The organism is Micromonospora sp. DT48 (assembly GCF_049844495.1).
Classification (GTDB): Bacteria; Actinomycetota; Actinomycetes; order Mycobacteriales; family Micromonosporaceae; genus Micromonospora.
Genome location: NZ_JBNCLE010000008.1, coordinates 52,059 through 76,087, shown reverse-complemented (window position 1 = coordinate 76,087; position 24,029 = coordinate 52,059). Strand labels below are relative to the sequence as shown.

21 protein-coding genes are annotated in these 24,029 nt (G+C 71.8%); 7 read left to right on the top strand and 14 right to left on the bottom strand.

What is annotated here, in order from left to right; genetic code table 11:
- Position 1: 1 nt before the first annotated feature.
- The 6 genes from ACLQ2S_RS10450 to ACLQ2S_RS10425 all read right to left on the bottom strand — a co-directional run bounded on the left by ACLQ2S_RS10450 (position 2) and on the right by ACLQ2S_RS10425 (position 5,831).
- Positions 2-580, bottom strand: a complete 579-nt coding sequence (locus ACLQ2S_RS10450) for a flavin reductase family protein (protein ID WP_155219265.1) — start codon at positions 578-580, stop codon at positions 2-4.
- A gap of 1 nt (position 581) precedes the next feature.
- On the bottom strand, positions 582-1,061 hold the full coding sequence (locus tag ACLQ2S_RS10445; protein WP_425701604.1) for a type II toxin-antitoxin system RatA family toxin: 480 nt from the start codon (positions 1,059-1,061) through the stop codon (positions 582-584).
- Positions 1,054-2,355, bottom strand: coding sequence for an aspartate aminotransferase family protein (locus ACLQ2S_RS10440; RefSeq protein WP_155219268.1), 1,302 nt, complete (start codon positions 2,353-2,355; stop codon positions 1,054-1,056). The genes ACLQ2S_RS10445 and ACLQ2S_RS10440 overlap by 8 nt, the downstream gene beginning before the upstream one ends.
- A complete protein-coding gene (locus ACLQ2S_RS10435) occupies positions 2,352-3,416 on the bottom strand; it encodes an SDR family oxidoreductase (protein WP_155219271.1) in 1,065 nt (354 codons plus the stop codon). The genes ACLQ2S_RS10440 and ACLQ2S_RS10435 overlap by 4 nt, the downstream gene beginning before the upstream one ends.
- Positions 3,417-3,511: 95 nt before the next feature.
- Positions 3,512-4,612 carry an acyl-CoA dehydrogenase family protein gene (locus ACLQ2S_RS10430; RefSeq protein WP_309223443.1) on the bottom strand — a complete coding sequence of 367 codons (1,101 nt, stop codon included), beginning with the start codon at positions 4,610-4,612 and terminating at the stop codon, positions 3,512-3,514.
- A 502-nt stretch (positions 4,613-5,114) separates the two neighbouring features.
- Positions 5,115-5,831: a response regulator transcription factor gene (locus tag ACLQ2S_RS10425; RefSeq protein WP_425701603.1), complete on the bottom strand. Its 717-nt coding sequence runs from the start codon at positions 5,829-5,831 to the stop codon at positions 5,115-5,117.
- 919 nt (positions 5,832-6,750) lie between these two features.
- On the opposite strand from ACLQ2S_RS10425, the gene ACLQ2S_RS10420 reads away from it, so the two are divergent.
- Positions 6,751-7,602: a DUF308 domain-containing protein gene (locus ACLQ2S_RS10420; protein ID WP_309223445.1), complete on the top strand. Its 852-nt coding sequence runs from the start codon at positions 6,751-6,753 to the stop codon at positions 7,600-7,602.
- A gap of 176 nt (positions 7,603-7,778) precedes the next feature.
- Positions 7,779-9,194, top strand: a complete 1,416-nt coding sequence (locus ACLQ2S_RS10415; protein WP_155219278.1) for an alpha,alpha-trehalose-phosphate synthase (UDP-forming) — start codon at positions 7,779-7,781, stop codon at positions 9,192-9,194.
- Between the two features lie 31 nt (positions 9,195-9,225).
- On the opposite strand, the gene ACLQ2S_RS10410 is transcribed toward ACLQ2S_RS10415, so the two are convergent.
- The 6 genes from ACLQ2S_RS10410 to ACLQ2S_RS10385 form a co-directional block, all read right to left on the bottom strand.
- Positions 9,226-10,044, bottom strand: coding sequence for an alpha/beta hydrolase (locus tag ACLQ2S_RS10410; protein WP_309223446.1), 819 nt, complete (start codon positions 10,042-10,044; stop codon positions 9,226-9,228).
- A complete protein-coding gene (locus tag ACLQ2S_RS10405; protein WP_309223447.1) occupies positions 10,041-11,447 on the bottom strand; it encodes a flavin-containing monooxygenase in 1,407 nt (468 codons plus the stop codon). The genes ACLQ2S_RS10410 and ACLQ2S_RS10405 overlap by 4 nt, the downstream gene beginning before the upstream one ends.
- Before the next feature lie 89 nt (positions 11,448-11,536).
- Entirely contained in the window at positions 11,537-12,259 is a 723-nt protein-coding gene (locus tag ACLQ2S_RS10400; protein WP_425701602.1) for an endonuclease/exonuclease/phosphatase family protein, read from the bottom strand.
- Positions 12,260-12,262: 3 nt separating this feature from the next.
- Positions 12,263-13,210: an ROK family glucokinase gene (locus tag ACLQ2S_RS10395; protein WP_425701601.1), complete on the bottom strand. Its 948-nt coding sequence runs from the start codon at positions 13,208-13,210 to the stop codon at positions 12,263-12,265.
- A gap of 70 nt (positions 13,211-13,280) precedes the next feature.
- Positions 13,281-13,973, bottom strand: a complete 693-nt coding sequence (locus ACLQ2S_RS10390) for a hypothetical protein (protein WP_425701600.1) — start codon at positions 13,971-13,973, stop codon at positions 13,281-13,283.
- A gap of 40 nt (positions 13,974-14,013) precedes the next feature.
- The gene (locus ACLQ2S_RS10385; RefSeq protein ID WP_155219281.1) at positions 14,014-14,469 is read right to left on the bottom strand and encodes an SRPBCC family protein; all 456 of its coding nucleotides are present in this window, start codon (positions 14,467-14,469) and stop codon (positions 14,014-14,016) included.
- A 145-nt stretch (positions 14,470-14,614) separates the two neighbouring features.
- On the opposite strand from ACLQ2S_RS10385, the gene ACLQ2S_RS10380 reads away from it, so the two are divergent.
- The 5 genes from ACLQ2S_RS10380 to ACLQ2S_RS10360 all read left to right on the top strand — a co-directional run bounded on the left by ACLQ2S_RS10380 (position 14,615) and on the right by ACLQ2S_RS10360 (position 21,496).
- Positions 14,615-16,414: an AMP-dependent synthetase/ligase gene (locus ACLQ2S_RS10380; RefSeq protein WP_425701692.1), complete on the top strand. Its 1,800-nt coding sequence runs from the start codon at positions 14,615-14,617 to the stop codon at positions 16,412-16,414.
- Between the two features lie 14 nt (positions 16,415-16,428).
- Positions 16,429-18,123 (top strand): sensor histidine kinase, encoded by a 1,695-nt coding sequence (locus ACLQ2S_RS10375; protein WP_309223450.1) that lies wholly within the window; start codon positions 16,429-16,431, stop codon positions 18,121-18,123.
- Positions 18,124-18,130: 7 nt separating this feature from the next.
- A complete protein-coding gene (locus tag ACLQ2S_RS10370) occupies positions 18,131-18,799 on the top strand; it encodes a response regulator transcription factor (RefSeq protein ID WP_007072219.1) in 669 nt (222 codons plus the stop codon).
- A 158-nt stretch (positions 18,800-18,957) separates the two neighbouring features.
- Positions 18,958-19,767, top strand: a complete 810-nt coding sequence (locus ACLQ2S_RS10365; RefSeq protein WP_155219290.1) for an SAM-dependent methyltransferase — start codon at positions 18,958-18,960, stop codon at positions 19,765-19,767.
- A gap of 79 nt (positions 19,768-19,846) precedes the next feature.
- Positions 19,847-21,496 carry a putative bifunctional diguanylate cyclase/phosphodiesterase gene (locus ACLQ2S_RS10360; RefSeq protein WP_155219501.1) on the top strand — a complete coding sequence of 550 codons (1,650 nt, stop codon included), beginning with the start codon at positions 19,847-19,849 and terminating at the stop codon, positions 21,494-21,496.
- 97 nt (positions 21,497-21,593) lie between these two features.
- Here the strand turns inward: ACLQ2S_RS10360 and ACLQ2S_RS10355 are convergent, their stop codons facing one another.
- Positions 21,594-22,718: a glycosyltransferase family 4 protein gene (locus ACLQ2S_RS10355; protein WP_425701599.1), complete on the bottom strand. Its 1,125-nt coding sequence runs from the start codon at positions 22,716-22,718 to the stop codon at positions 21,594-21,596.
- Positions 22,715-23,974 (bottom strand): M48 family metallopeptidase, encoded by a 1,260-nt coding sequence (locus ACLQ2S_RS10350; RefSeq protein ID WP_309223452.1) that lies wholly within the window; start codon positions 23,972-23,974, stop codon positions 22,715-22,717. Before ACLQ2S_RS10350 ends, ACLQ2S_RS10355 begins: the two co-directional genes overlap by 4 nt.
- Positions 23,975-24,029: the final 55 nt, after the last annotated feature.

Here is a 24,029-nt window from a genome sequence, read left to right as displayed (position 1 = left end):
GTCAGAACCTCCTGGGCTGGTCGGACAGGTGATCGCCGGCGGCCGGGGCCAGCCGCCGGTAGCTTCGGGCATGCCAGAGCAGCGGCTGCCCGGCATGATGGGAGACGGCCGTGATCCGCCCGACGACGATGGTGTGATCGCCGCCGGGGTGGGTCTGCTCGACGGTGCAGGTGAACACCGTCAGCGCGTCGCCCAGTACGGGCACCGCGTCGACGATGCGGTACGGGGCGCAGGCGAACCGGTGCCCCGGGTGCGGTTCCGGGTTGGCGAACGTGTGGGCCAGCGCGCCGTGCCCGGCGGGCAGCGTGTTGACGGCGAACCGACCGTGCGCGCGTAGCCGGGCGAGCGTGCCGGAGGTGTTGGCGGCACACACCAGCAGCAGTGGTGGATCCAGGGACAGCGACGCCACCGCGCTGGCGGTCATCCCCACCGGTCCGTCGGGTGCGAGGGTGGTGACCACAGTGACCGCGGCCGGCAGGTGGGCGAACGCCTCGCGCAGCGCCGGGATGCTGACCGCCGGTGGCCCGGCCGCCTCGTCGCCTCCGGTGGCCGCCGCGTCACGGGTGGCCGCAGTCGACATGTCATCCCCTCTGCGCGGCGAGCACGGGAATGTCGGCGTCGCTGAACGCCACGTCGTCGCCGAGGAGTCCATGCAGGATGAGCTGGATGCTCTCGGTCAACGCCTCGCAGGCGATCGGGTCGACGATGGCCGCGAGGCTGGGCATTCCGAGGTCGAAGCTGCACGCGAAGCGCACCTTGACGCCGGAGTCGTCGGTCCGCACCGACCAGGCTCCGTCGAACCGGTGGAAGTCGCCGTCGAGCTGGGTGAACGCGATGGTCTGGGTGGCGTCGTCGAAGGTGTCGCGTTCGGTCCAGCAGAGCACGCCGTTGCGGAAGTTGACCGACCAGCGGGTCTCCACGGTGTCGTCGTCGACGGCGAGTACCTTGACCTCCCGGACGGCGTCGGTGTAGCGGGGGTAGGCACCGAAGTCGCGGAGTTTGTTGTAGACCTCGGCCGCGGTGGTCGCTGGGACGAGGGCGTCGATCGTGACATCAGGCACGGCGGACCGCCTTTCGATGAGTCGTTGCGTGGCGAGTGAGCTGCTGCGCCGCGGTGCGCAGCGCGCTGTGCAGCTCGTCAAGGTCACGGTCGGTCAGGACCGCCGGCGGGGTCAGTCGGACGACCCGGTGCGCGTTGAGGGAGTGGTTGACGACCACCCCGGCCTCCAGCAGGTGCAGCATCAGCTGCCCGGCCAGTGCCTCGTCGGCGAGTTCGACACCGAGCAGCAGTCCTCGGCCACGGATGTCGGTGACGACATCACCGCGCAGGTCGCCGAGCGTCTCGTCGAGCACCTGCCGGATGCGCTCGCCGAGGCCGGCCGCCCGGGTCACCAGCCCGTCACGGGCGATGACCCGGACCGCCGCCGCGGCGGCGGCCATCGCCACCGGAGCACCGGCGAAGGTGGAGGTGTGCAGGAACGGGTCGTTGTCCAGCGGCGCATAGGCTTCGGCCGTCGCGACCGCGGCGGCGACGGGGACGACACCGCCGGAGAGGTTCTTACCCACGAGCAGGATGTCCGGCCGTACGCCCTCGTCGTCCGCGCCCCACCAGGAGCCGAGACGGCCGAGACCGGTCTGGATCTCGTCGAGCACGAACATCGCCCCGTACGCGCGGCAGAGTTCCTGCACCCGGGTCAGGTAGCCGGGCGGGGGCACGACCACGCCGCCCTCGCCCTGGACGGGCTCGACCACGACGCACGCCTGGCCGTGCCGTTCGGCCAGCACCGTCTCCAGGGCCGACGGGTCGCCGTACGGCACGTGGACGCTGTCGAGCAGGGGCCGGAACGGCTCCTGGAACACCGGCCTCGCGGTCAGCGCGAGCGCGCCGGTGGTCTTGCCGTGGTAGCCGCCCGTGGCCGAGACCAGGACGTGCTTGCCGTGGGCCCGGGCCAGCTTGATGGCGGTCTCGGTGGCCTCGGCGCCGGAGTTGACGAAGTGGACGTAGTCCAGGCCCGCCGGCGTCACCTCCGCCAGGGCCGCCGCCGCCGTGGCCGCCGTCGGCTCCAGCAACAGCCGGGTGGCCATGGGATGGCGGCGGATCTGACCGATCACCGCCTCGGTCACGTCCGGGTGCGCGTGCCCGAGCAGGAAGACGCCGTAGCCGCCGCAGTCGAGGTACCGTCGGCCGGTCGAGTCCCAGACGTGCGCGCCGGAGGAGGCGACCTCGATAGCCGCGCCGGTCATCGCGGCGATCCGGGCCCGACCTCGGCCGATGTGTCGGCGGTAGGTCTCCAGCACCATCGCCGTGTCGACGTGCGGGGCCGGCGCGGTCTGGATCTCGGCGGCGCTGGTCATGCCGGTGCCCCCACCCGGGCGGCCACCGGTGCCACCAGCTTCTTGGCGTGGGCCAGGTAGATCAGCGATGCCCGGTACGCGTCGGTGACCTGCTCGGCCGTCAAGGCCGTGGGCTGCCGGGGCAGCTGCCCGAGCGTGCTGGGGAACACCGGCGCGTTGACGAACAGCGCGGTCATCGCGAGCAGATCGTCGAAGCGCCGCCGCGCGGGCGGGGGCAACGGGTCGATGAAGACCGGGCGGATCAGTCTGTCCACCATCTCCGGCTCGACCATCCGGGGGCGGTTCACCTTGATGCCGAGTTCGGCGCCGACCGACACCGCGGTGTCGATCGTCACCTCGATCGTCGGGGCCGCCCGCCCGGCGGTGATCCAGACCTCGCCCTCGCTCTGCCGGTCGAAGACCAGGGAGGCGATCGCGCGGGCGACCACGTCACAGGGTACGAAGTCGAGCCGCGAGGTCGCCGGCATCGGCATCAGCGGAAGGAGGTTGCGCAGCAGCACGGTGGAGATGCCGTGCAGCCCCTGGAAGCGGCTGATCGCGCCGGTCTGGGAGTCGCCGATCACCACCGAGGGGCGGATCAGCACCGCCGGCACACCGCTGTCGCGTACCACCTGCTCGGCCATCCGCTTGGAGTCCAGATAGTCCTCCGGCCGCGCGCTCGCGTCTCCGGTGCCACGGCCGAGTGACCGGCGGGTCAGCTCGGTACGGGCGACGAACGCCGTGGAGACGTAGTACAGGGGCGCGCCCGCGTCCGCGGCGAACGCGACCACCGCCTCGGTCCCGGCGATGTTCACGTCCTCGGTGACCTGTCGGCCACCGGAGAAGCCGGTGTGCGCCGCGCAGTGCACGACCGCGTCGACCCGGGCGGCCAATGACGCGTAGTCGGCCGGGGCCAGGCCGAGTCTGGGCGCGGTGACGTCTCCGACGACCGACTCGGTCGCGTCGGCGCAGGGGGTCCGGTGCACCAGGGCCACCACGTGAGCGGGCGCCAGTTCCGGAATGAGGGCGGTGCCGACCACCCCGGACGCGCCGGTCAGCAGCACCGTTCGAACAGCCGTCATGATCACAACCTTGGGTTGGCAGAGGTGTTGTCAAACGCCGACGACAGGCAGGTCGGCGCGGTGAGGCGACGTGGCGGAGAACGGCACCGCGCGGCCTACGGCACGCGCAGCGGCCCACCGGTGAAGTAGTCGCGCAGCGACGCGGCCATCCGGTGACGTCCGGGTGGGTGGAACGCCAGCGCCCGGCAGGCGCCCGCGAGGTAGGCGACCTCGCCCGAGGAGATGAACGCCATGCCGCCCAGTGCCTCGACGGTCAGGTCGAGCACCCGGGTGATCGCGTCCTGCACCGCGTAGCGGCAGACGAGCACGTCGGCCAGGCGCTCCTCGTTGATGGGCCCCGACCTGGTCGCGGTGCCCTCCACCAGCAGCGTCGCCGCCCGTATCGTGCTGGCGACCTGCGCCTGCACACCGACGTCGGCGCTTCTCGACTCCAGCAGGCGGTCGGCCAGCGCGGTGGCGGCCCCCAGATAGCTGGACGCCATCAGCAGCTCGAACCAGACGAACCCGACCGTCTGAAGGTGGTCCAACCGGTCTCCGTCGACCAGTTCCGTCCGCACCACCAGGCTCTGTGGGACCTCGACGTCGGTGAGGATCACCTCGTCGCTCTCCGCTCCAGCCAGGGCCGGAGTGTTCCAGAACGGCCGCACCGACACTCCGGGGGCGGCGGCCGGCACCACCGCGATCGCGAGCTGCGGCTTGCCGTCGTCTCCGGGGAGTACGACCGAGGCGGACAACAGGTCCATCGACCGGGCGAGGCTGCAAGGCTTCTTCGTGCCGTTGAGCACGACCACATCGTCGCGCTCGGTGGCCGTCATCGTCGGCGTGAGGATCCCCTGGCCGGCCCGGCCCTCGGAGAACCCGGAGGCGACCAGGAGGGCGTCGCGGGCGACCGCGGTCAGCAGCATCCACTCCATCCCGGTCGACGTGGCGGTCAGCTCCACCAGCGAGGCCATCGAGAAGTGGTGCATCGTGGTGGCGACCGCCAACGACGGCGACCGGGCGCCGATCGCCCGTTGCACCCGGGTGGCGGTCAGCAGATCCCCACCCAGCCCACCGTGTTCCTGCGGCACCAGCAGCGCCGGCCCGCCGACCTCCTTGAACACCGCCAGACCGGGCGCGTCCGGCTGTTCCCAGGTCGACAGCGGCGACTCGGCCAGCCGCTTGTCCAACCCGGGAAGAACCTCGTCAAGTACCACGCGCGCTTCATCGAGCAGCCGCATGCTGGAGCCCCCACTCAGCGAGCCGTCATCGTGCGCCTCGTGGAGCCGGCCTCACCCGAAGGATGGCCGTACTCCTGTCTGGCACGCGAATCACACTAGGGATCGGACCTGCAACGGAGGTCACAGCTGACGACAGGGCTCAGGCAATCTTCTGCACAGGGAAAAGAGAAAGTTAACCAATGTCATGCAGATGTCTTGCATCTCCGCTGACCATAAAACTCACTAAAAGGCGGAAACGTAGAAGCCGGACATCCCGCACATCCGTCGGCTGCACGGCCCGCTGAGCGGCCTGAGCCGCAGTTCGTCGTGCGTAATTTTTCCGACAGTCGGCCGGAACGGGACACACTTGAGCCGGCCGCGCATTCCGCACGACCGCACAGCGCTTTCCAGGCGGGTGAATAATCAGGGCGAACAGAACGTGGACGCCGTTGGGCGCGACATCACCCGAGCCGAGCCACTGTCCTGCCCGGACGATTTGTTAACAGCGCAACTCACTGTCGGGCATTCGCACCCGGAAACCGACTCCCCGCACCGACTCGATCCACCGCCGGTCACCGAGCTTCGTCCGCAAAGATCCGACGTGGACATCCAGCGTTCGAGTCGAGCCGTGCCAGTTCTCGTCCCAGACCCGTTCGATCAACTCCTGACGCCCGACCACCGCTCCCGGGTCGTCGAGCAAAGCCGCGAGCAGATCGAACTCCCGCCGGGTCAACGTGACCTCACGGTCGTGCAGGGAGGCCCGGCGTACCCGCAGGTCCACCTGGAGCGGGCCGTGGCGTCGCTGCTCCTCCACCGGCGGTCCCGCCGACGCCCCCCGGAGCGCGCGACCCGCCTCACCCACCTCGCCCACCGCGCCGCGCCGCACCACGGCGTCCATTCGGGCCAGCAATTCCCGCATGCTGTACGGCTTCACGACATAATCGTCCGCGCCCGTCTCCAGCAGCAGGACGCGGTTCAACTCGTCACCGCGACCGGTCACCACGATGATGGGTATCCAGGAGTGCTGCCGGATTCGCCGACACACCTCCTGGCCGTCGAGGTCGGGTAGGCCCAGATCCAGCAGGATGAATTCGGCCTTGCCGAGCACGGTCAGCGCCTCAACACCCGTCGTCACATGCTCGGCCTCGTGCCCGAAACGTCGCAGCGCCTCGACCATCGTCCCGCCGAGTGACTCGTCGTCCTCCACCACAAGCACCCGCACAGTCCCTGCCCCCCAGCTGACCTCGGGCACGCATAATTGGCGAACACACCTATCACGGGGAATCAGCCATCATCATAGGCGCTTCAGATGTGAGCCTCTATGGGGGCTTCAACCCTCGACCACGGGCGAAAAAATCGATCGTCCAACGGGTGGGACTATGCGGAAGTGCCCGTCGAAGCACCAATTACCAGGCCCGGCCCAGGGTCCGGGACTCCGACATGAGGAATACATAGTCAGGTCGCCAAAGAAATCCCTACCGAGAATGTCCGACCGATGGACATCACTTCAGTGCTGTCGGGGGATCAGGGTCTCATCGCAATGTCTCGCGCCAGCCGTCCGGATGGCCATCCGCCCCTAACCACCTGGCGGAACGCCGTGACACCATACCGGTGCAACTTGCCACATCTGTCACGGTGCAACCGGGTTGAAGTCCACTTGCGCCACGCCACAGCCGGAGAGTCACAAACGCGACGGAACCATCACTGCATGTATTCACGATTGCGGTCGAGTCTGGCGACAACCATCCGACAGACCTGACCTCCGAGTGCGGGTCGACGAACCTTATTCCTTTCCATCAACTACGTCCAAAAGAATCTTAGCCCGCTTACCTCGGCACGCTTTCCGGCGGCGTATTTCCCCAGGAACGAAACCGCACCCGCGCACCCGGCGCCCGCGCACCCCCGCCGGTCGAGCCGATCGTCGCGCGCAAGCCGTCCAGGGCGTACGCGTATGGGGGCAGGAGGGGACAAAGCGTCGAACGCTACCCGAGCGCCGATGACCGGTCGGCCGTACGCCGCGCCACAAGGCACTCCCCGAACCCACCCTCGACGTGTCACGATTCAGGGCACGGGGCGTGCGGGGGCGCGTCGAGGGGCTGCGGGGCGCGCCGGTGGCGCGATGAGGAGGATGTCCGGTGTCAGCGGGTGGGGCCCGCCGGGGACGGCGGGACAACGGTCTCGACGCGAGCGAGTACGCCATCGCCGGCGACGTCGACCCGCGCGTCGGCGAGCACCTGCTCGACGTGCTGGCCGCCGGGGGGATCGCCGCCTACCTACAACCGTCGGCCGACCTGAATCCGGTCACCCGCACCACCACCGTGCCGTCCCGGCCGGTGGACCGCCTCTACGTGGACCGCTCACACCTGAGCACCGCCCGGGACTACCTCAGCCAGCTCGCCGACGAGACCGGCGGTGTCCGCGCCAGCGAGGAACCGGACATCGACGCCGAGTGGGAGCGGATCGTCGCCGGCTTCCACACCTCACCGGGTACCGGCGACCACCCGTGGCCCGCCGCCGAGGACGTGGACGACCAGACCGGGCAGGGCGGGGGCACGGCGACCGCCACCCGGCCCGGCACCGAGGAGCCCGGCCCGACCGCCACCGACGTACGCCGGCTGCCCTACGCCGCCGACATCTCCGGCATCTCGGTGGGACATGGCGGCCCCCGGGACGGGGAGGGACCGTCACTGCTGGACGGGCTGGACACCTTCGGCGCGCAGCTGCCCGACGACCCGGACGACGACGAGCGTTACGTACCGCCACCACCGCCGCCGCTGCCCCGGGTGTCGAAGTTCGCGGTGGCCGGCATCCTCGCCGTGCTGCTCGGCTTCGTGCTGTTCCTCTTTCCCGACCTGCTCCCCGCCGACCAGGGCGTGGTGACGCTGCTCGGTTTCACCGGCATTCTCGCTGGTTTCGTCACGCTGGTGTGGCGCCTGCGTCCCGGCGACGCGGAGGACCACGACCCCGATGACGGCGCCGTCGTCTGACCTCCGCACCGGGGGGAGGCCGTCCGGATACCGGGACGGTGACCGACCGTGCCAATGTGCGTAACAGTGGTGTAACTTACTGTCAGTAGGAATACCGCAGTACGTCACGTCAAACGCTGACTGCCCGGTTGTTCCTTCTCGTGGCGGTCAAGCCCCTGCTGATCGGAATGCCCGAGATGCGACAGAGTTCCCTGGTGGTGGTGGCCAACCGCCTACCCATCGACGACAGCGTGGCCCCCGACGGCGCCTGCGAATGGCGGCGCAGCCCCGGCGGTCTGGTCAGCGCTCTGCACCCGCTGCTGCGCCACACCCCCGCGACGTGGGTCGGCTGGGCCGGCGGGACCGGCCCAGCGCCCACCCTGCCGGACATCGACGGTGTGCGGATGCACTCCGTGCCGCTGAGCAGTGAAGACCTGCGCGACCACTACGAGGGGTTCGCCAACGCCACACTGTGGCCGATCTACCACGACGCGGTCGAGCAGCCGCAGCACCATCGACGCTGGTGGGACGCGTACCTCCGGGTCAACCAGCGGTTCGCCGAGGCCACCGCGCAGGTGGCCGGGTCCGGTGCGGTGGTCTGGGTGCAGGACTACCACCTGCAACTGGTGCCGGGGCTGCTGCGCGCGCTCCGACCCGACCTGCGCATCGGCTTCTTCCTGCACGTGCCGTTCCCCCCACCGGAACTGTTCATGCAACTCCCCCGCCGAGCCGAGTTGCTGCGCGGGATGCTCGGTGCCGACCTGGTCGGCTTCCAGCGGGCCCAGGCCGCGCACAACTTCGCGCAGCTGGTGACGAAGGTGCTGGGGTTGCCGGCCACCGACCGACGGATCGGGGTCGACGACCGGGTGGTACGCATCGGCGCGTTCCCGGTGTCGATCGACACCGCCGAGATGGCCGCGCTGGCCGACCGCCCGGACGTGGCGGACCGGGCCCGCCGACTGCGCGACGACCTGGGCAGCCCCGAACAGGTGGTGCTCAGCGTCGACCGGATGGACTACACCAAGGGCATCGAGCAGCGGCTCAAGGCGTACAGCGAGTTGCTCGCCGGCGGGCACGTCAAGGTCCGCGACACGGTGCTGGTGCAGGTGGCGGTGCCCAGCCGGGAACGGGTCAGCCAGTACCAGATCCTCCGGGACCGGGTCGAGCGGGAGGTCGGGCGGATCAACGGTGAGTTCGGTCGGGTCGGCGAGCCCGCGATCCACTACCTCACCCAACCGTTCGACCGCGCCGAACTGGCCGCGCTCTACCGGGTCGCCGACGTGATGGCGGTGACCCCGCTACGCGACGGCATGAACCTGGTGGCCAAGGAGTACGTCGCCGCCCGGGTCGACGACACCGGGGCGCTGCTGCTCAGCGAGTTCGCCGGGGCAGCCGCCGAGCTACCGCAGGCGTACCTGGTCAACCCGCACGACCTGGAAGGGCTCAAGCAGGGCCTGCTCGCGGCGTTGCGGGCCGACCCCGCCGACGTCCAGGAGCGGATGCGGGCCATGCGCGCGCACCTGCACGAACACGACATCCGGGCGTGGGCCCGCTCCTACCTGTCCACCCTGGACCAGACCGGCGCGATGCTGGCCCACCTCGGCGGCAGCTGAGACCGGTCCAGCCGGGCCACGCCCGCGACGGTCAGTCGCGACCGTCGCGGGTCGGGTCCTTGACCAGCCAGTCGAGGATCGCGTCGATCGGCTCCCGCCAGCGGGCGTCGAGCATCATGTCGTGTCCCATGCCCGGAAAGAGCAACGGGGCCGACCCGTACCGTTGGGCGGCCCGGGTCAACGCCGAGGCCGGCACCACCCGGTCGTCCGGGCTGCCCACCACCAGCACGGGCGGGTCGCCCACCGCCGGTTCCGGATCCGCGCCGGTCACCAACTGCCACTGGGCCCGCCGGGACGCCCGCCCCAGCCGCGCGGTGTACCGCCGGGCCTCGGCGTCGGGCAACTCGCCGCTGAACAACTGTCTGCGGTTCAGCCGCAGCCCGGCGCCGAACACCGCCGGCAGGGTGCCGAGGGGATTGCGACGCAGCGCGGTGCCGAACGTCGCCCAGCCGCCGAGCACCGGCGCCACCAGCACCGCCGCCCGAGCCGGATAGCGGGCCATCGCGTGCGCGGTCACCAGGGCCCCGGCACCGTGCCCCACCAGCACCGCCTGGCGCGGCAGGCTGGCCGCCACCTGGACCACGTCATGGGCGTACGCCCGCAGGGTCGCCTCCGGCGCCGGGTCGCTGCCGCCGTGCCCGCGCAGGCTCACCGCGTAGCCGCTGAAGCCCCGGGCGGCGACGTGTCCGAGCCAGTTCTCGGCGTACGCCCACGCACCGTGACCGAAGCCCGGCACGAACAGCAGCGGTGGCCGCCCCTCCTCCAGCTCCGGAACGGCACTGAGCACCTCACGCCGGACCGGACGCACCGGCCGCGCCCACTCCCAGCCGCGCATCACCTGCTCGGTCACTTGCTCTCCAGCTCGCGTAGGGCGCGCGCCAACGCGCGCAGGTAGTCGGCGTGCCCGACCTCGAACCAGTGCCGGGTCGAGTCCTTGACCCGGGCCGCGTACCGTTCACCGGCCCCGGCCCGCACCCGGGCGGCGAAGGCCGTGGCCCGGTCCGGACGGCTGACGCGCAACCGCAGCAGCCGGGCGAAGAGCACGGCCTGCCAGTGGGCCAGGGGGAAGAGGCCGGAGTCCGGTTGCAGCAACCCGGTCACGGCGAGGGTGGGATGGTCCGGCACGAAGGCGTTGAGCCACAGCCGGGGCCGGCCCACCCCCTCGTCGTCGCCGAGGATCTTCCCGTCGAGGAACTCGAAGCGGGGCAGGTAACCGGTGGCGAAGACGACCAGTTCGGGGTCGATCTCCCGGCCGTCGGTCAGCTCCACCCCGTGCGGGTGGAACCGGGCGATGTCCGGCACCGGGGCGATCCCGCCGTGGCCCACGTGGTAGACGAGCAGACTGTTGGCGATCGGATGGGTCTCGTACACCCGGTGGTCCGGCTTCGGCAGGCCGAAGCGGGTCAGGTCGCCGACGGTCAGCCGCAACGTCCGGTGATAGAGCCACTGGCGTACCCGCAACGGCACCCGCAACGCCAGTAGCAGGTCGTTGACCTGGTCGGCGGGGCGACCGAAGACGTACTTCGGGGCGTACCAGTAGCCACGGCGGGTGGAGTGCCAACACCGCGACGCCTGCTGGGCGGCCTCCACGGCGATGTCGCAGCCGGTGTTGCCGGCACCCACCACCAGCACCCGCTTGCCCCGCAGCTGCGCCGCGTCCTTGTACGACGAGGCGTGCATGACCTCGCCACGGAACTGCTCCAGCCCTTCGTAACGAGGCAGCTTCGGCGACCAGTTGTGCCCGTTGGCGATCACCACGGCGGCGTACCGGGAGGTGCGCTCGGGGCCGTAGCCGCCGGTGCTGCGGGTGGTGACGTCCCACCGGTCGTCGGCGACCGGCTCGACGCGCACCACCTCGGTGCCGAACCAGATGTGCCGGCGCAGGTCGAAGTGGTCGGCGTAGCGCTCGAAGTAGGACAGCAGCTGGCTGTGGTGCGGGTAGTCCGGCCAGTGGTCGGGCATCGGGAAGTCGGGGAACTGGGTGAACGGCCGCGACGAGATCAGGTGGGTGCTGGCGTACACCGGGCTGCGGTCGTGCCGCCAGTTCCAGGCGCCGCCGACGCCGGTCTCGCGTTCGTAGCAGTCGACCCCGAAGCCGTGCTCGACGAGGTTCTTGACGGCGGTCAGTCCGCTGGCGCCAGCGCCGATGACGCAGACCGTGTCGCCCCGGTCGGAGACCGGGCGGCCGTCGTGGCCGTGGGCGAGCGTGGTCGGCTCCGGATCTGGTCGGCCGGGCTCGGTGGAGGTGGGCACCGGGGATCTCCTTCGTCTCGGCACGAGTGCCGGGTCGCGCGAAATCCTCTCCACATCTGGGCGGGATGTCCAGCGCGGCGGGTTCGGTGTCAGGCGGTGGCGGGCAGCAGCAGGTCCACCAGGACCGGGAAGTGGTCGCTGGCCCGCCGGGTCAACGGCGTGTCCACCACGTCGTAGTCGACCACGTCGATGCGGGGGTCGACGAACAGCGCGTCGATGCGCCGTCGGGGGTTCGCGCACGAGTAGGTGAGCCGGTCGGCCCGGTCGGCCGCCTCCGCCGCGTCGGTCAGCCCGTCGGCGACGGTGCGCCACGCCGGACCGCCCGGCTCCTCGTTGAGGTCGGCGGCGGCGATCACCGGGTGTGGCGCGGCGGTCAGATCCCGTTTGAACAGCTCGGCCTGGCGTGGGCGTTCCGTGGGGTCGGTGGACAGGTGCGACCCGGCCACGGTGAACGTGGCGCGGTTGCCCACCCGGCAGTCGGCGTACGCGGCACCGCGCAGGTGCCGACCCGGGGTGAGCGGGAAACGCCGACAGCGGGTCCCGGTCACCCGCACCCGCAGGCTGGTCAACACCAGGTTGCCCAGCGACGGCAGCCCACCGGCGGCGACCACCAGGCCGAACGACTCGGCCAGCGCGGCCGACCTATGCCGCCACCGGAACCGGCGCGGTCCCTCCTGGACGACCACCACGTCCGGTGCCGCCGCCCGGACCACGGCGGCCAACGCGGCGGTGTCGTCGCGTTGGCCGTGGACGTTGTACGACAGCACGCGCAGCGGCACGCCGCCGTCGACCGGGTCCGGTGCGACGGGCACCGGCTAGGCCCGCCGGGCCAGGTCGGCGGCGCCGATGACCCCGGCGGCGTTGCCGAGTTCGGCCGGGCGGATCTCGGCCACCGGCAGTCGGCTGCGCTGGGCCAACGCCTCGGTGAACGAGCGACGGGTGGGGCCCATCAGCAGGTCACCGGCCTCGATGACGCCACCGCCGACGACCAGGACCTGCGGGTCGAGGACCTGCGCCATGTCCGCCAGGCTGGTGCCCAGCCACCGCCCGACCTGCGCGAACGCCTCGGCCGACACCGGATCGCCGCTCTTGGCGGCGGCGGTGACCATCGGGCCGGTGATCGCCTCGGCCTCCCCGTCGGCCAGCTCCAGCAACGCGGCGGCCCGGTGCGGCTCCTGCCGGGCGGCGGCCCGGGCGAACCGGACCAGGGCGCTGCCGCTGGCGTACTGCTCGATACAGCCGAGCCGGCCGCAGCCGCACTGGTGGCCGTCGGGAACGGTGAGCATGTGGCCCAGTTCGGCGGCGATGCCGTTGGCGCCGCGCAGCAGCTCACCGCCGAGCACGATGCCGCCACCGACACCGGTGCCGATGGTGAACATGACCATCGAGTCGTCGGCGTGGCGGGCGGCGCCGTGGCGGAACTCCGCCCAGGCCGCGACGTTGCCGTCGTTCTCGACGATGACCGGCAGCCCCACCGCCGCGCTGACGTACGCCTGCAGCGGCTCGTCACGCCAGGCCAGGTTGGGGGCGAAGAGCACGGTGGAACGACTGGCGTCGATCCAGCCCGCCGCGCCGATGCCGACCGCCTGGACATCGCGGCCGAAGGCCAGTTCGGCGACCAACTCGATGATGACGTCACGGGTCTTGCCGACATCGTCGGCGGGGGTGTCCCGTCGGGTCTGCACGAGGATCGCGCCGGTGTCGTCGACGACACCGCCGGCCACCTTGGTGCCACCGACGTCGACTCCGATGGTCAGCGTCACCGCTGCCACTCCCCTCTGCTGTGCCACCCCGCGCACACCTGCCCTCGCCGGTGGTGCGGGTCGTCCGTGGTCAGGCTCCGTCGCCTGGTGCGTCCTGTCGCCCGTCGGGCACGGCACGGCCGTCCGGTGCGGGCTCGTCACCCGGCACGGGCTCGCCGTGGGGCACCCGGGATACGGGCACCACGCGACGCTCGGTCGACGCCCGACGTCCGGCCGGTGCGACCGGCCCGGCGGCGTCGACGGGCGCGGCGGCCGGGACGGCGACGTCCTCCGCCCGGGTCGCGGCGGACCAGACCTCCCGCTCCGGTGCCGGCTGAGAATCATGCCCGGTACGGGTCGCCTCGCGCCACACGTGGTCGCCGTACGGCTCGGCGGTGGCGGTCGCGGAGGCACCGGCGGCGGACCCCGGCGGCGGTTCGGCGGCCGGGTCGGTCGGGGTGAAGGCACGCAGGAAACTGGCCAGGCCGGCGGCCAGGTCACCGGCCCCGGTGGCCAGTCGTTCGGCGAACTCGGGGCTCGGGTCACGCAGCGCGGCGATGCCCCGGCATACCGGGCAGACGCAGCATTCGGCGGCACCGGTGGCGAAACCGCCTCCGGTGGTGTCCGGAGGGTCGTTGTGACCGAGGACACCGGTCACGATCCCGCCGAGCGGGCCCAGGGGCACCGCTGCCGGGTTGGCGGCGGCCATCCGTACGGTCGCCAGCAGAGTGGCGACCAGCCGCTCCGCCTCTTCCCGGGCCGTGCCCGGATCTGTCGCACCCATGCTGGGCTCCTCTACCGCGGCGACCGGGTCGCCGGACGCCTCACTGCGCCGCACCAGTTGCTTCTACCCGGCCCTTGAGCTGCTTCAACGCGGCGTCCATGATCATTTTCTCGGCCTTGCGCCGGAACATCCCGAGCATCCCGACGGCGAGTTCCACCTCCAGCGTGTAGGTCACCGTGGTGCTCCCGTCGGCGTTGGCCACCAGGTCGTACGAGCCCCGCTGCGCCTTCTGCATCTTCGACGGGGCGACCAGGTGCCACTCGATGCGGGACAGGTCCTCGGCGTAGGCGTACGCCAGCACGTACTCGTCGGCCAGCACCGTGGCGTCGAGGACGAACCGGACCTGGCTGGCGTAACCGTCCTCGTACTCCTCGATCACCTCCGCCTCGCGTACCGCCTCGGTCCACTCCGGGTAACTCGGGAAGTCACAGATGACCGCAGCCACCCGGTCCGGTGCCGCACCGATGATGATCGACTGGGTGGAGGAGTCCGCCATGGTGGGAGGCTACCGTCCGTCGACCGTCCGCGTGCCGCGCAGCCCACCTGCGGTGGGCTTGTGGCTGGCCGGGCGGGTAGGTTTCGACAAGGCCACCGGCGCAGGTGGCGGCCCGACCAGGTCTTGTGAGCACGAGGGAGTGCAGGTGCGCGAGTTCACCGTCCCGCCGATCGTCACCGTCGGCGATTCGGCCAACCTCACCGATCCGGTCTGGGACAATGCCGAGGCCGCACCCGACGCGGTGCAGTTCGTCCGCCGCGACGCGACGGGCGCGTGGGTCGATGTCACCTGCCGGCAGTTCCGCGACGAGGTGATCGCCGTCGCCCGTGGGCTGGTCGCCGCCGGCGTCCAGCCGGGCGACCGGGTGGCGCTGATGAGCCGCACCCGCTACGAGTGGACCCTCGTAGACTACGCGATCTGGGCGGCCGGCGCGGTCACCGTGCCGATCTACGAGACCTCCAGCGCCGAGCAGGCGCTCTGGATCATGAGCGACTCGGGCGCGGTGGCCCTCGTGGTGGAGACCACCGCACACGCCACCCTGGTCGCCGGCCTCCGGGACCAGTTGCCCGCGCTGTCCAACGTCTGGCAGATCGACCTGGGCGGGGTGGACGACCTGGTGGCCGCCGGGGCGTCGGTGGAGCCGGCCGAGATCGAGCGCCGCCGCGCCGGCCTGCGCTCCTCGGACACGGCGACCATCATCTACACCAGCGGCACCACCGGCCGTCCCAAGGGCTGCGTGCTGACCCACCGCAACATGTACGCCGACATCGCCAACGCCGTCCCGGTGCTGCCGAACCTGTTCGGGCCGAACGCGTCGACCCTGCTGTTCCTGCCGCTCGCGCACGCCTTCGCCCGACTCATCCAGATCGGCGTGGTGCAGGCCCGGGCCACCATGGCGCACTGCTCGGACACCAAGAACCTGGTCGCCGAACTCCAGGAGTTCAAGCCGACCTTCGTGCTCTCGGTGCCCCGGGTCTTCGAGAAGGTCTACAACGGCGCCCGGCAGAAGGCCGAGGCGTCCGGCAAGGGCCGGATCTTCGCGCGGGCCGAGGCGGTCGCCATCGCGTACAGCGAGGCGTTGGACACCCCGACCGGACCGGGTCTGGCGCTGCGCGCCCAGCACGCGATCTTCGACCGGCTGGTCTACGGCAAGCTGCGCGCCGCGCTCGGCGGACGGTGCCGCGACGCGATGTCCGGCGGCGCACCGCTCGGCGCGCGGCTCAGCCACTTCTTCCGGGGCATCGGGGTGACCGTCTGCGAGGGGTACGGCCTGACCGAGACCTCCCCGGCCGCCTCGGCCAACCTCCCCGGGTTCACCCGGATCGGCACCGTCGGCCGACCGCTGCCCGGCGTGACCATCCGCATCGACGACGACGGCGAGGTGCTCATCGCCGGTGATCTCGTCTTCCAGGGGTACTGGCACAACGACGAGGCCACCGCCGAGGCGATCACCGCCGACGGCTGGTTCCGCACCGGCGACCTGGGTTCGCTCGACGGTGACGGCTACCTGACCATCACCGGCCGGAAGAAGGAGATCATCGTCACGGCCGGTGGCAAGAACGTCGCCCCCGCCGTGCTGGAGGACCAGATCCGGGCGCACCCCCTGGTCAGCCAGTGTGTCGTGGTGGGTGACCGGCAGCCGTTCATCGCCGCGCTGGTCACCCTCGACGAGGAGGCCCTGCCGGGCTGGTTGGAGTCGGTCGGGCTACCGGCCGACATCAGCGTCGAGGAGCTGCGCCAGGACGACCGGCTGCGGGCCGAGATCCAGGCCACGGTGGACCGGGCCAACCAGTCGGTGTCCCGCGCCGAGGCGATCAAGGTGTTCCGGGTGCTGCCGCGCGATTTCACCGAGGCGACCGGGGAACTCACCCCGTCGCTGAAGGTCAAGCGCCAAGTCGTCCACAAGACGTACGCGGCGGAGATCGCGGACATCTACCGCGGCTGACTACGATCCGTCACGTGCCCGCCTCGACATCCGCCCTGGCCCGCTCACACCCGCTCGCCGCAGCGGCGCGCGTGGTCGTACTCACGCTGGTCGCCGTCCTGACCCTGTTCGCCACCCGCGACGTGACCCAGCTGTGGTGGATCGTGCTGCTGGCACTGGCCGGGCTACCGGCGATGCTGGCACCCCAGCACCGGCTCGTCGGCCCACTCAGCCGGGTGGCGGAGGTGCTGGTGCTCGGCCTGGCGGCCAGCCAGGTCGCCGCAGTGGCCACCGTCGGCGGCCAGATCGACGGGCTGGGCGCCTCCGCGGTGCTGCCGTACCTCGCGGTGCCGGTGACCGTCACCGCGCTGCGCCACCGGTTCCGGGAGGGCGGGGCGCTGATCGCGGTGACCGCCGGCAGCCTGCTGGTCGCCGGCACGCTCACCCAGGTCGACGGGGTACGCCAGGTGAGCCAGCCCGGATACCTCGCCGTCTGCGCGCAGTGGCTGATCCTGGCCGCCCTCGGCCTCTACGCCGCGAACACGCTGCACCGGGTCATGCAGGCCCGGCACGACAACAAGCCCCAGCCGTACGCCGAGGCGACCCGGCTGCTGACCCAGTTGCGTACGGTGGCCCGCCAACTGCCCGGCGCCACGCTGGACCCGGGCGGGATCTCCGAGCACCTGCTGGAGGAGCTGCGCACGGTGGCCCGCACCGACCGCGCGGCGGTGCTCTCCGCCAGCGGCGGCGGCCGGCTGGTGGTCCTCGCCCAACTCGGCGCGGACCGGGTCGACTGGGAGACCACCATCGACGCCGACTCGGCCATCGCCGACGCGTGGGCCAGCCAGCAGTCGCAGACCTCGGCCCGCTCGCAGTCCCGCTCGCACTCCGGCGGCGAGGTCTCGGCGCTGATCGTGCCGCTGGTGGCCGGCCTGCGCACGGTGGGCCTGGTGGTGTTGGAGACCGACTCGGCGCACGCGTACCCGCCGTCGGTGGTGGCGCAGGTGACCGGGTTGACCGGTCCGGCCGCGCTGCGTCTGGAGGCCGCCCTGCTCTTCGACGAGGTGCGCTCGCTGGCCACCAACGAGGAGCGGCAGCGACTGGCCCGGGAGATCCACGACGGGGTGGCCCAGGAACTGGTGATGGTGGGCTACGGCATCGACAACGCCCTGGCCACCGTGCACTCCGACGCCGAGGAGACCGCCGAGTCGCTGCGCCTGCTGCGGCAGGAGGTGACCCGGGTGATCACCGAGTTGCGGCTGAGCCTGTTCGAGCTGCGCAGCGAGGTGGACCGGCACGGCGGTCTGGCCGCCGCGATCGCCGAGTACGCCCGCACCGTCGGCGCCTCCGGCGGTCTGCGGGTGCACCTGTCCCTGGACGAGTCCACCGCCCGGCTGCCCGCCGCGACCGAGGCCGAGTTGCTGCGCATCGCCCAGGAGGCGGTCACCAACGCCCGCAAACACGCCGGCGCGGCCAATCTGTGGGTCACCTGCGAGGTGGATCCACCGTTCGCCCAGATCGAAGTGTCGGATGACGGTCACGGCATAGGTGACCAGCGCTCGGACGGGCACTATGGTCTTGCGATCATGGCCGAGAGAGCGGAACGTATCCGGGGCCGGTTGGAGATCAGACCGCGGCAGCCGAGTGGTACGACCGTCGCGGTGGTGGTCGGTTCACCGCCCCGGCGCGATAACGTTCGCGGTAGCGCCGCCGCAGCAGAAGGGGAGTAAGCCGAGGATGACCACAAGCCCGACACCGGCAACCCGTACCAAGGTCCTCCTTGTCGACGATCACGACTTGATCCGTAAGGGCCTGCGGCACGCCTTCGAGCGCGACCGGCAGTTCGAGGTCGTCGGCGAGGCCGCCACGGCGGCGGAGGGCGTCCGGCAGGCCGGTGCCCTGCAGCCCGACGTGGTGATCATGGATCTGCGGCTGCCCGACGGCAGCGGCCTGGAGGCCACCCGGGCGCTGCGCAAGTCCAGCGCGTCGATGGGCATCGTGGTGCTCACCATGTACGCCGGTGACGACCAGCTCTTCGGGGCCCTGGAGGCCGGTGCCAGCGCCTTCGTGCCGAAGACCGCGCCGGCCGACGAGGTCGTCGCGGCCGCCCGGCACGCCGCCTCGTCCCCCAGCGCGTTCACCGCCGCCGACCTGGCCGAGGCGATGAAGCGTCGCCTCGCGCCGTCCGGCCCGCAGCTGTCCCCGCGGGAGGGTCAGGTGCTGCGGCTGCTGGCCGACGGAATGAGCGTCGCGGGCATCGCCAAGCAACTGTTCGTCAGCGAGTCGACCGCCAAGACCCACATTTCGAAGCTCTACGAGAAGCTCGGCGCGGCCAACCGGGCGCAGGCCCTGATGACCGCGCTGCGACTCGGCCTACTCGAAGCACCGGACGCGCCGAAGTTCTGACAGTGCCGACGCGGATCCGCGTCCCGCCACGGCGGGGCGCGGATCCGCTCATTGATCGCTCTTCCACCCGGACCGGCTATGGCCTCCCATGTGAAAGCGGGGCAGAATACCCGCCGGGGCGCTGCGCCGCCCCGAGGGCGCGCGAAGGGGTTGGTGTCATGCAGCGGCCGGACTGGGCACCCGAAACGATCGACGTCGAACGTCCCAGCGTCGCCCGCATGTACGACTACTATCTCGGCGGCTCGCACAATTTCGCGGTGGATCGGGCCGCGGCCGGCGCGATGATGGCGGCGGTGCCGCAGGCCCCGCTGATGGCCCAGGCCAACCGCGCCTTCCTGCGCCGGGCCGTGCAGTTCCTCACCGACGCCGGCATCCGGCAGTTCCTGGACATCGGCTCCGGCATCCCCACCGTGGGCAACGTGCACGAGATCGCACAGCGGCACGCCCCCGAGTCGCGGGTGGTCTACGTCGACATCGACCCGGTCGCCGTGGCACACAGCCGGGAGATCCTCGCCGGTGACGACCGCACCGCGGTGGTCCAGGAGGACCTGCGCAACCCCGACCGGATCCTGGCCAACCCGGACGTACGTGCGCTGCTCGACTTCGATCAGCCGATCGCCGTGCTGGTGGTGGCGGTGCTGCACTTCGTCGCCGACGACGACCGACCGGACGAGGTGCTGCGCACCCTGCGCTCGGCCCTCGCCCCCGGCAGCTACCTGGTCCTGTCGCAGGCCAGCGACGACGGCCGGGACGAGACCGAGCGAGCCGAGGCCGAGGAGGTCTACCGGCGCACCGACAGCCCCCTGTGGGTACGCAGCCGGGCCGAGCTGACCGGCTTCTTCGACGGCTTCGAGCTGGTCGAACCCGGCGTGGTGTGGGTGCCGCAGTGGCGTCCGGAGACTCCGGAGAGCGCTGAGGACGCCGAACAGGCGGTGTTCCTCGGCGGGGTCGGACGCCTCGGTGGGTGAGCCGCCGAACGGCCAGCCCTACATCGGCGTCTTCGCCCGCGCCTGGGCGAAGGCGGTGGCGGGCACCAGCTACCTGCCGATGACCCACGCCCAGTTGGAGGCGTTGCTCCAGCGGCTCACCGACCTGCTGGCCAAGGCGCTGCGGGCGGAGCCACTCGACCTGCGGGTGGGGCACCGGGTCGCCCAGGAACTGGTCGCCGCGCACATCGCCTCCGCCGAGGCGCTGGGGCGGACCGTGGAGGTGATCCAGCTTCGGCTGGTCCGCGACCTCGACCTGGTCGCCGACGACATCGAGGACCGGATGGCCCGCCTGCTGGGCGCGGTGGCCACCGGCTACGCCCGGGCACTGCGCGACCGGACCCTCGACGAGCAGGAGTCCATCCGGCGGGCCGCGATGACCGCCCGCGCCGAGGCGGAGCAGGCCCTGCGGGCCAGCGAGGCGCGTTTCCGGCACCAGGCCACCCACGACCCGTTGACCGACCTGCCGAACCGTACGCTCTTCGCCGAGCGGCTCGCCGCCGCCGTCGACGCCGGTAACGGTCGCCGGGTCGGGCTGTGTTTCGTGGACCTGGACCGGTTCAAGCGGATCAACGACTCGTTCGGGCACCAGATCGGCGACCGGGCGCTGGTCGAGGCGGCGCGGCGACTGCGGCGGTCGGTGGAGCCCCATCTGGTCGCGCGGCTCGGCGGGGACGCCTTCGTCGTCCTCGTCGAACGTTCCACCGGCACCGGAGACGTGGTGGCCGTCGCCGAGGCGGCGCTGGCCGCGCTCTCCGAGCCGGTGGTGGTCGACGGGCATGACGTGACGGTCACGGCGAGCGTGGGCATCGTGGAACGGCGGACCGCCGGGACCTCACCGGACGACCTGATGCGGGCCGCAGGCAGCACCCTGAACTGGGCCAAGACCGCCGGTGGTGCGCGCTGGGCGCTGTACGACGCGGAGCGCGACGGCCAGGAACAGGCTCGCCAGGAACTGAGCGCGGCGATCCCGGTGGGCCTGGAACGGGGTGAGTTCTTCCTCGACTACCAGCCGTTGACCTCGCTGCACGACGGCTCACTGCTGGGTGTCGAGGCGCTGGTCCGGTGGCGGCACCCCCAGCTGGGTGTGCTGCGTCCGGACAGCTTCATCGGCCTGGCCGAGGAGACCGGGCTGATCGTGCCGCTCGGTGGCTGGGTGCTCGCCGAGGCGTGCCGTGAGGCGGTCGGCTGGGCGTCCGCCTCGGGCCGACCCCCGTACGTCAGTGTCAACCTGGCGGTCCGTCAGGTCCGTCGGCCCGGTCTGGTGCAGGAGGTGCGGGCCCTGCTGCGCCGTACCGGGCTGCCGCCGGACCGGCTCCAGCTGGAGATCACCGAGAGCACGATGATGAGCAGCTCCGAGGAGCCGGTACGCGCCCTCCGCGCGCTCGCCGAGCTGGGCATCCGGATCGCCATCGACGACTTCGGCACCGGCTACAGCAACCTGGCCTACCTGCGCGACCTGCCGGTGACCGAGTTGAAGGTGGCCGGGGAGTTCGTCCGTGGTCTGCGCACCCCCGAGGCCCGTGCCGACGAGCGGATCCTCGCCTCGTTGGTCTCCCTGGCCCACGCGTTGGACCTGACCGTGACCGCCGAGGGGGTGGAGACCGGCGGGCAGGCCGAACGGCTACGGGCGATCGGGTGCGACGCCGGTCAGGGCTGGCACTTCGGCCGCCCCGCTCCCCCCGACCACATCCTCGCCCGCATCCGCTGAGCGGTAAGGAAGGGCACCTTGTTAACGCCTGGTGTATAGGAAGGGACCCTTCCTTACATCCAACGGCAGGCGGCGCGGGCGCGCGACGGGCCGTGGCTCAGCCGGTGAGCAGGGTGGTCAGGCGTTGCGCCTGGGTCTCCCAACGCCACTCCCGCTCCACCCATGCCCGGCCGGCGGCGCCGAACTGCCGGGCGAGGTCCCGGTCGGCCAGCAGGGTGGCCACCCGGTCGGCGAGGTCCGCGAGGTCCCGACCGTCCACCACGTAGCCGGTCTCGCCGTGACGCACCGCGTCCGGGGCCCCACCGGAGTCACCGGCCACCACCGGCAGGCCGGTCGCCGACGCCTCCAGGTAGACGATGCCGAGCCCTTCGACGTCCAGCCCGCCGTTGCGGGTGCGGCAGGGCATCGCGTACACGTCACCCGCCGCGTAGTGGGCGGGCAGTTCGGCCGACGGCACCGAGCCGGTGAAGACCACGTCCCGCTCCACCCCGGACTGGCGGGCCAGCCGGGCCAGCGTGGTCCGGTACGGTCCACCACCGACCACCAGCAGCGCGGCGTCGGGCACCCGACGCCGGATCAGCGGCAGCGCCCGGATCAGCATGTCCTGCCCCTTGCGGGGGACCAACCGGGACACGCAGACCACCACCGGCCGGTCGGACAGGCCGAGCCGGTGCCGCACCGCGCCACCGTCGACGGACGGGTGGTAGACGTCGGTGTCCACGCCCGGCGCGAGCCGTCGCAACTCGGTCAGCCCGTCCAACGCCCGAGCCAGCCGGGTGCGGGTGTACTCCCCCAGGTAGGTGACCACGTCGGTGTCCCGGCCGATGCGCCGCAACGCGGTCCGGGCCAGCGGCAGCGCCGCCCAACCGACCTCGTGGCCGTGGGTCAGGGCGACCACCCGGCGGATGTCGGCCCGCCGACGCAGCCCGGCGGCGAGCAGGCCGAGTGGAGCCGCCGCGCCGAACCACACCGAGTCGCAGTCGTACGACTTGGCCAGCCGGGCGGCCCGGCGGGCCACCAGCGGGGTGGGCAGCAGCACCTCGGTGCGCTCCCGCACCACCTCGAACGGCTGGTCGGCGTCGAACTTGTCCGCCCCGGCCCAGCGTGACGCGTACACCACCACCGATCCGGCCGGTTGACGCACCGCGAGGTTGTGCACGAACGACTGGATACCGCCGGGGCGGGGCGGGAAATCATTCGTGATCAGCAGCGTGCGGCTCACCGGCCGACCTCTCTGGCGTACGCGCGAGCGGCAGCGATCCGCTCCACGGTTGACGGGTGGGACGCCGAGTACAGGTACTCCCAGCGGGGCGGATCGGGGTCGGAGAGGTTGATCGCGGACAGGCGTCGCTGCATCGACTCGAACGCGACCGGGTCGGCGGTCAACGCCAACGCGTGTGCGTCGGCGCGGGCCTCGACCCGCCGTGACATCAGTGCCTGCACCGGGGCGAAGACCAGACCGGCCACCGTGACCAGGGCCAGCAGCAACGGGAACGCCCGGGGTTGCGCCACTGAGTCGACGCCGGCCAGGCGCAACAGCGGCGGCCAGGAGCCGATCAGGTAGAGCGCCACCACGGCGACGGCCGCGCCGAGCGCGCCGGTGAGCGTGGCGACCGGTACGTCCCGATCCCGGGCGTGACCCAACTCGTGCGCCACCACCGCGGTCACCTCGGCCGGTGTCGCCTCCCGCAGCAGGTTGTCGTAGACCACCACCCGACGGGTCGGCCCGAACCCCGAGACGTACGCGTTGACCGCCCGGGTACGCCGGGACGCGTCGGCCACGAGCACGTCGCGCACCGGCACCCCGTCGCGTTCGGCCAACTGGATGAGTTCACTGCGCAGCGGTGACGGCTCCATCGGGCTGAACCGGTTGAAGACCGGCTCGACCAGCACCGGCAGCACGAAGGAGAGCAGCACCACCAGGGTGGCGGCACCGGCCGCGGCGAACGCCCACCACCAGCGGGGGGCGAGTCGCACCACGGTGTAGAAGCCGAGCAGCGCCACCGCGCCGATGACGGCGCTGATCGCGTACGACTTGAGCAGGTCGACCGCCCAGCCACCCCAGCCGTTGGTGGCCAGCCCGTAGCGGCTGAGCACGCTGTGCCGCCAGGCCGAGAACGGCAGCGTCACCAGGTCGGCGACGAACACCACGGCCAGCCCACCGAGGACGGCCTGGGCGGTCCAGTGGCCGCCGAAGGGACGCCCGGCCAGCTCGACCAGGCGGCTGCCCAGCGGGGTCAGACCGAGTGCCAGCGCCACCAGCAGCCCGACCCCGAGCGCGGCCCAGCCGCCGGGGCGCAACGCGGACCGGAACTGTCGGGCCCGCTCCACCTGCTCGCCCGGCAGGTCCCGCAGCGCGGCGAGCTGGTCGGCCCGAGGGGCCGGCGGGCGCTGCCACGGGATCAGCACCAGCGCCGCCACGAGCAGGGCGACGCCCAGTCCGGCCAGGGTCAGCAGCGCCCATCCGCGCGGGCTCACCGGGCCGCTCCGTTCGACGCCGACGAGCCGCCGCGAACCGACCCGTGGTCCGCCG

Bases quoted from the DNA above. Each gene is read 5' to 3' on its own strand.
- ACLQ2S_RS10360 (WP_155219501.1), top strand. From the start codon at position 19,847: ATGACCCACGCCCAGTTGGAGGCGTTGCTCCAGCGGCTCACCGACCTG.
- ACLQ2S_RS10385 (WP_155219281.1), bottom strand. From the start codon at position 14,469: ATGGCGGACTCCTCCACCCAGTCGATCATCATCGGTGCGGCACCGGAC.
- ACLQ2S_RS10415 (WP_155219278.1), top strand. From the start codon at position 7,779: ATGCGACAGAGTTCCCTGGTGGTGGTGGCCAACCGCCTACCCATCGAC.
- ACLQ2S_RS10365 (WP_155219290.1), top strand. From the start codon at position 18,958: ATGCAGCGGCCGGACTGGGCACCCGAAACGATCGACGTCGAACGTCCC.
- ACLQ2S_RS10440 (WP_155219268.1), bottom strand. From the start codon at position 2,355: ATGACCAGCGCCGCCGAGATCCAGACCGCGCCGGCCCCGCACGTCGAC.
- ACLQ2S_RS10390 (WP_425701600.1), bottom strand. From the start codon at position 13,973: ATGGGTGCGACAGATCCGGGCACGGCCCGGGAAGAGGCGGAGCGGCTG.
- ACLQ2S_RS10435 (WP_155219271.1), bottom strand. From the start codon at position 3,416: ATGACGGCTGTTCGAACGGTGCTGCTGACCGGCGCGTCCGGGGTGGTC.
- ACLQ2S_RS10370 (WP_007072219.1), top strand. From the start codon at position 18,131: ATGACCACAAGCCCGACACCGGCAACCCGTACCAAGGTCCTCCTTGTC.
- ACLQ2S_RS10450 (WP_155219265.1), bottom strand. From the start codon at position 580: ATGTCGACTGCGGCCACCCGTGACGCGGCGGCCACCGGAGGCGACGAG.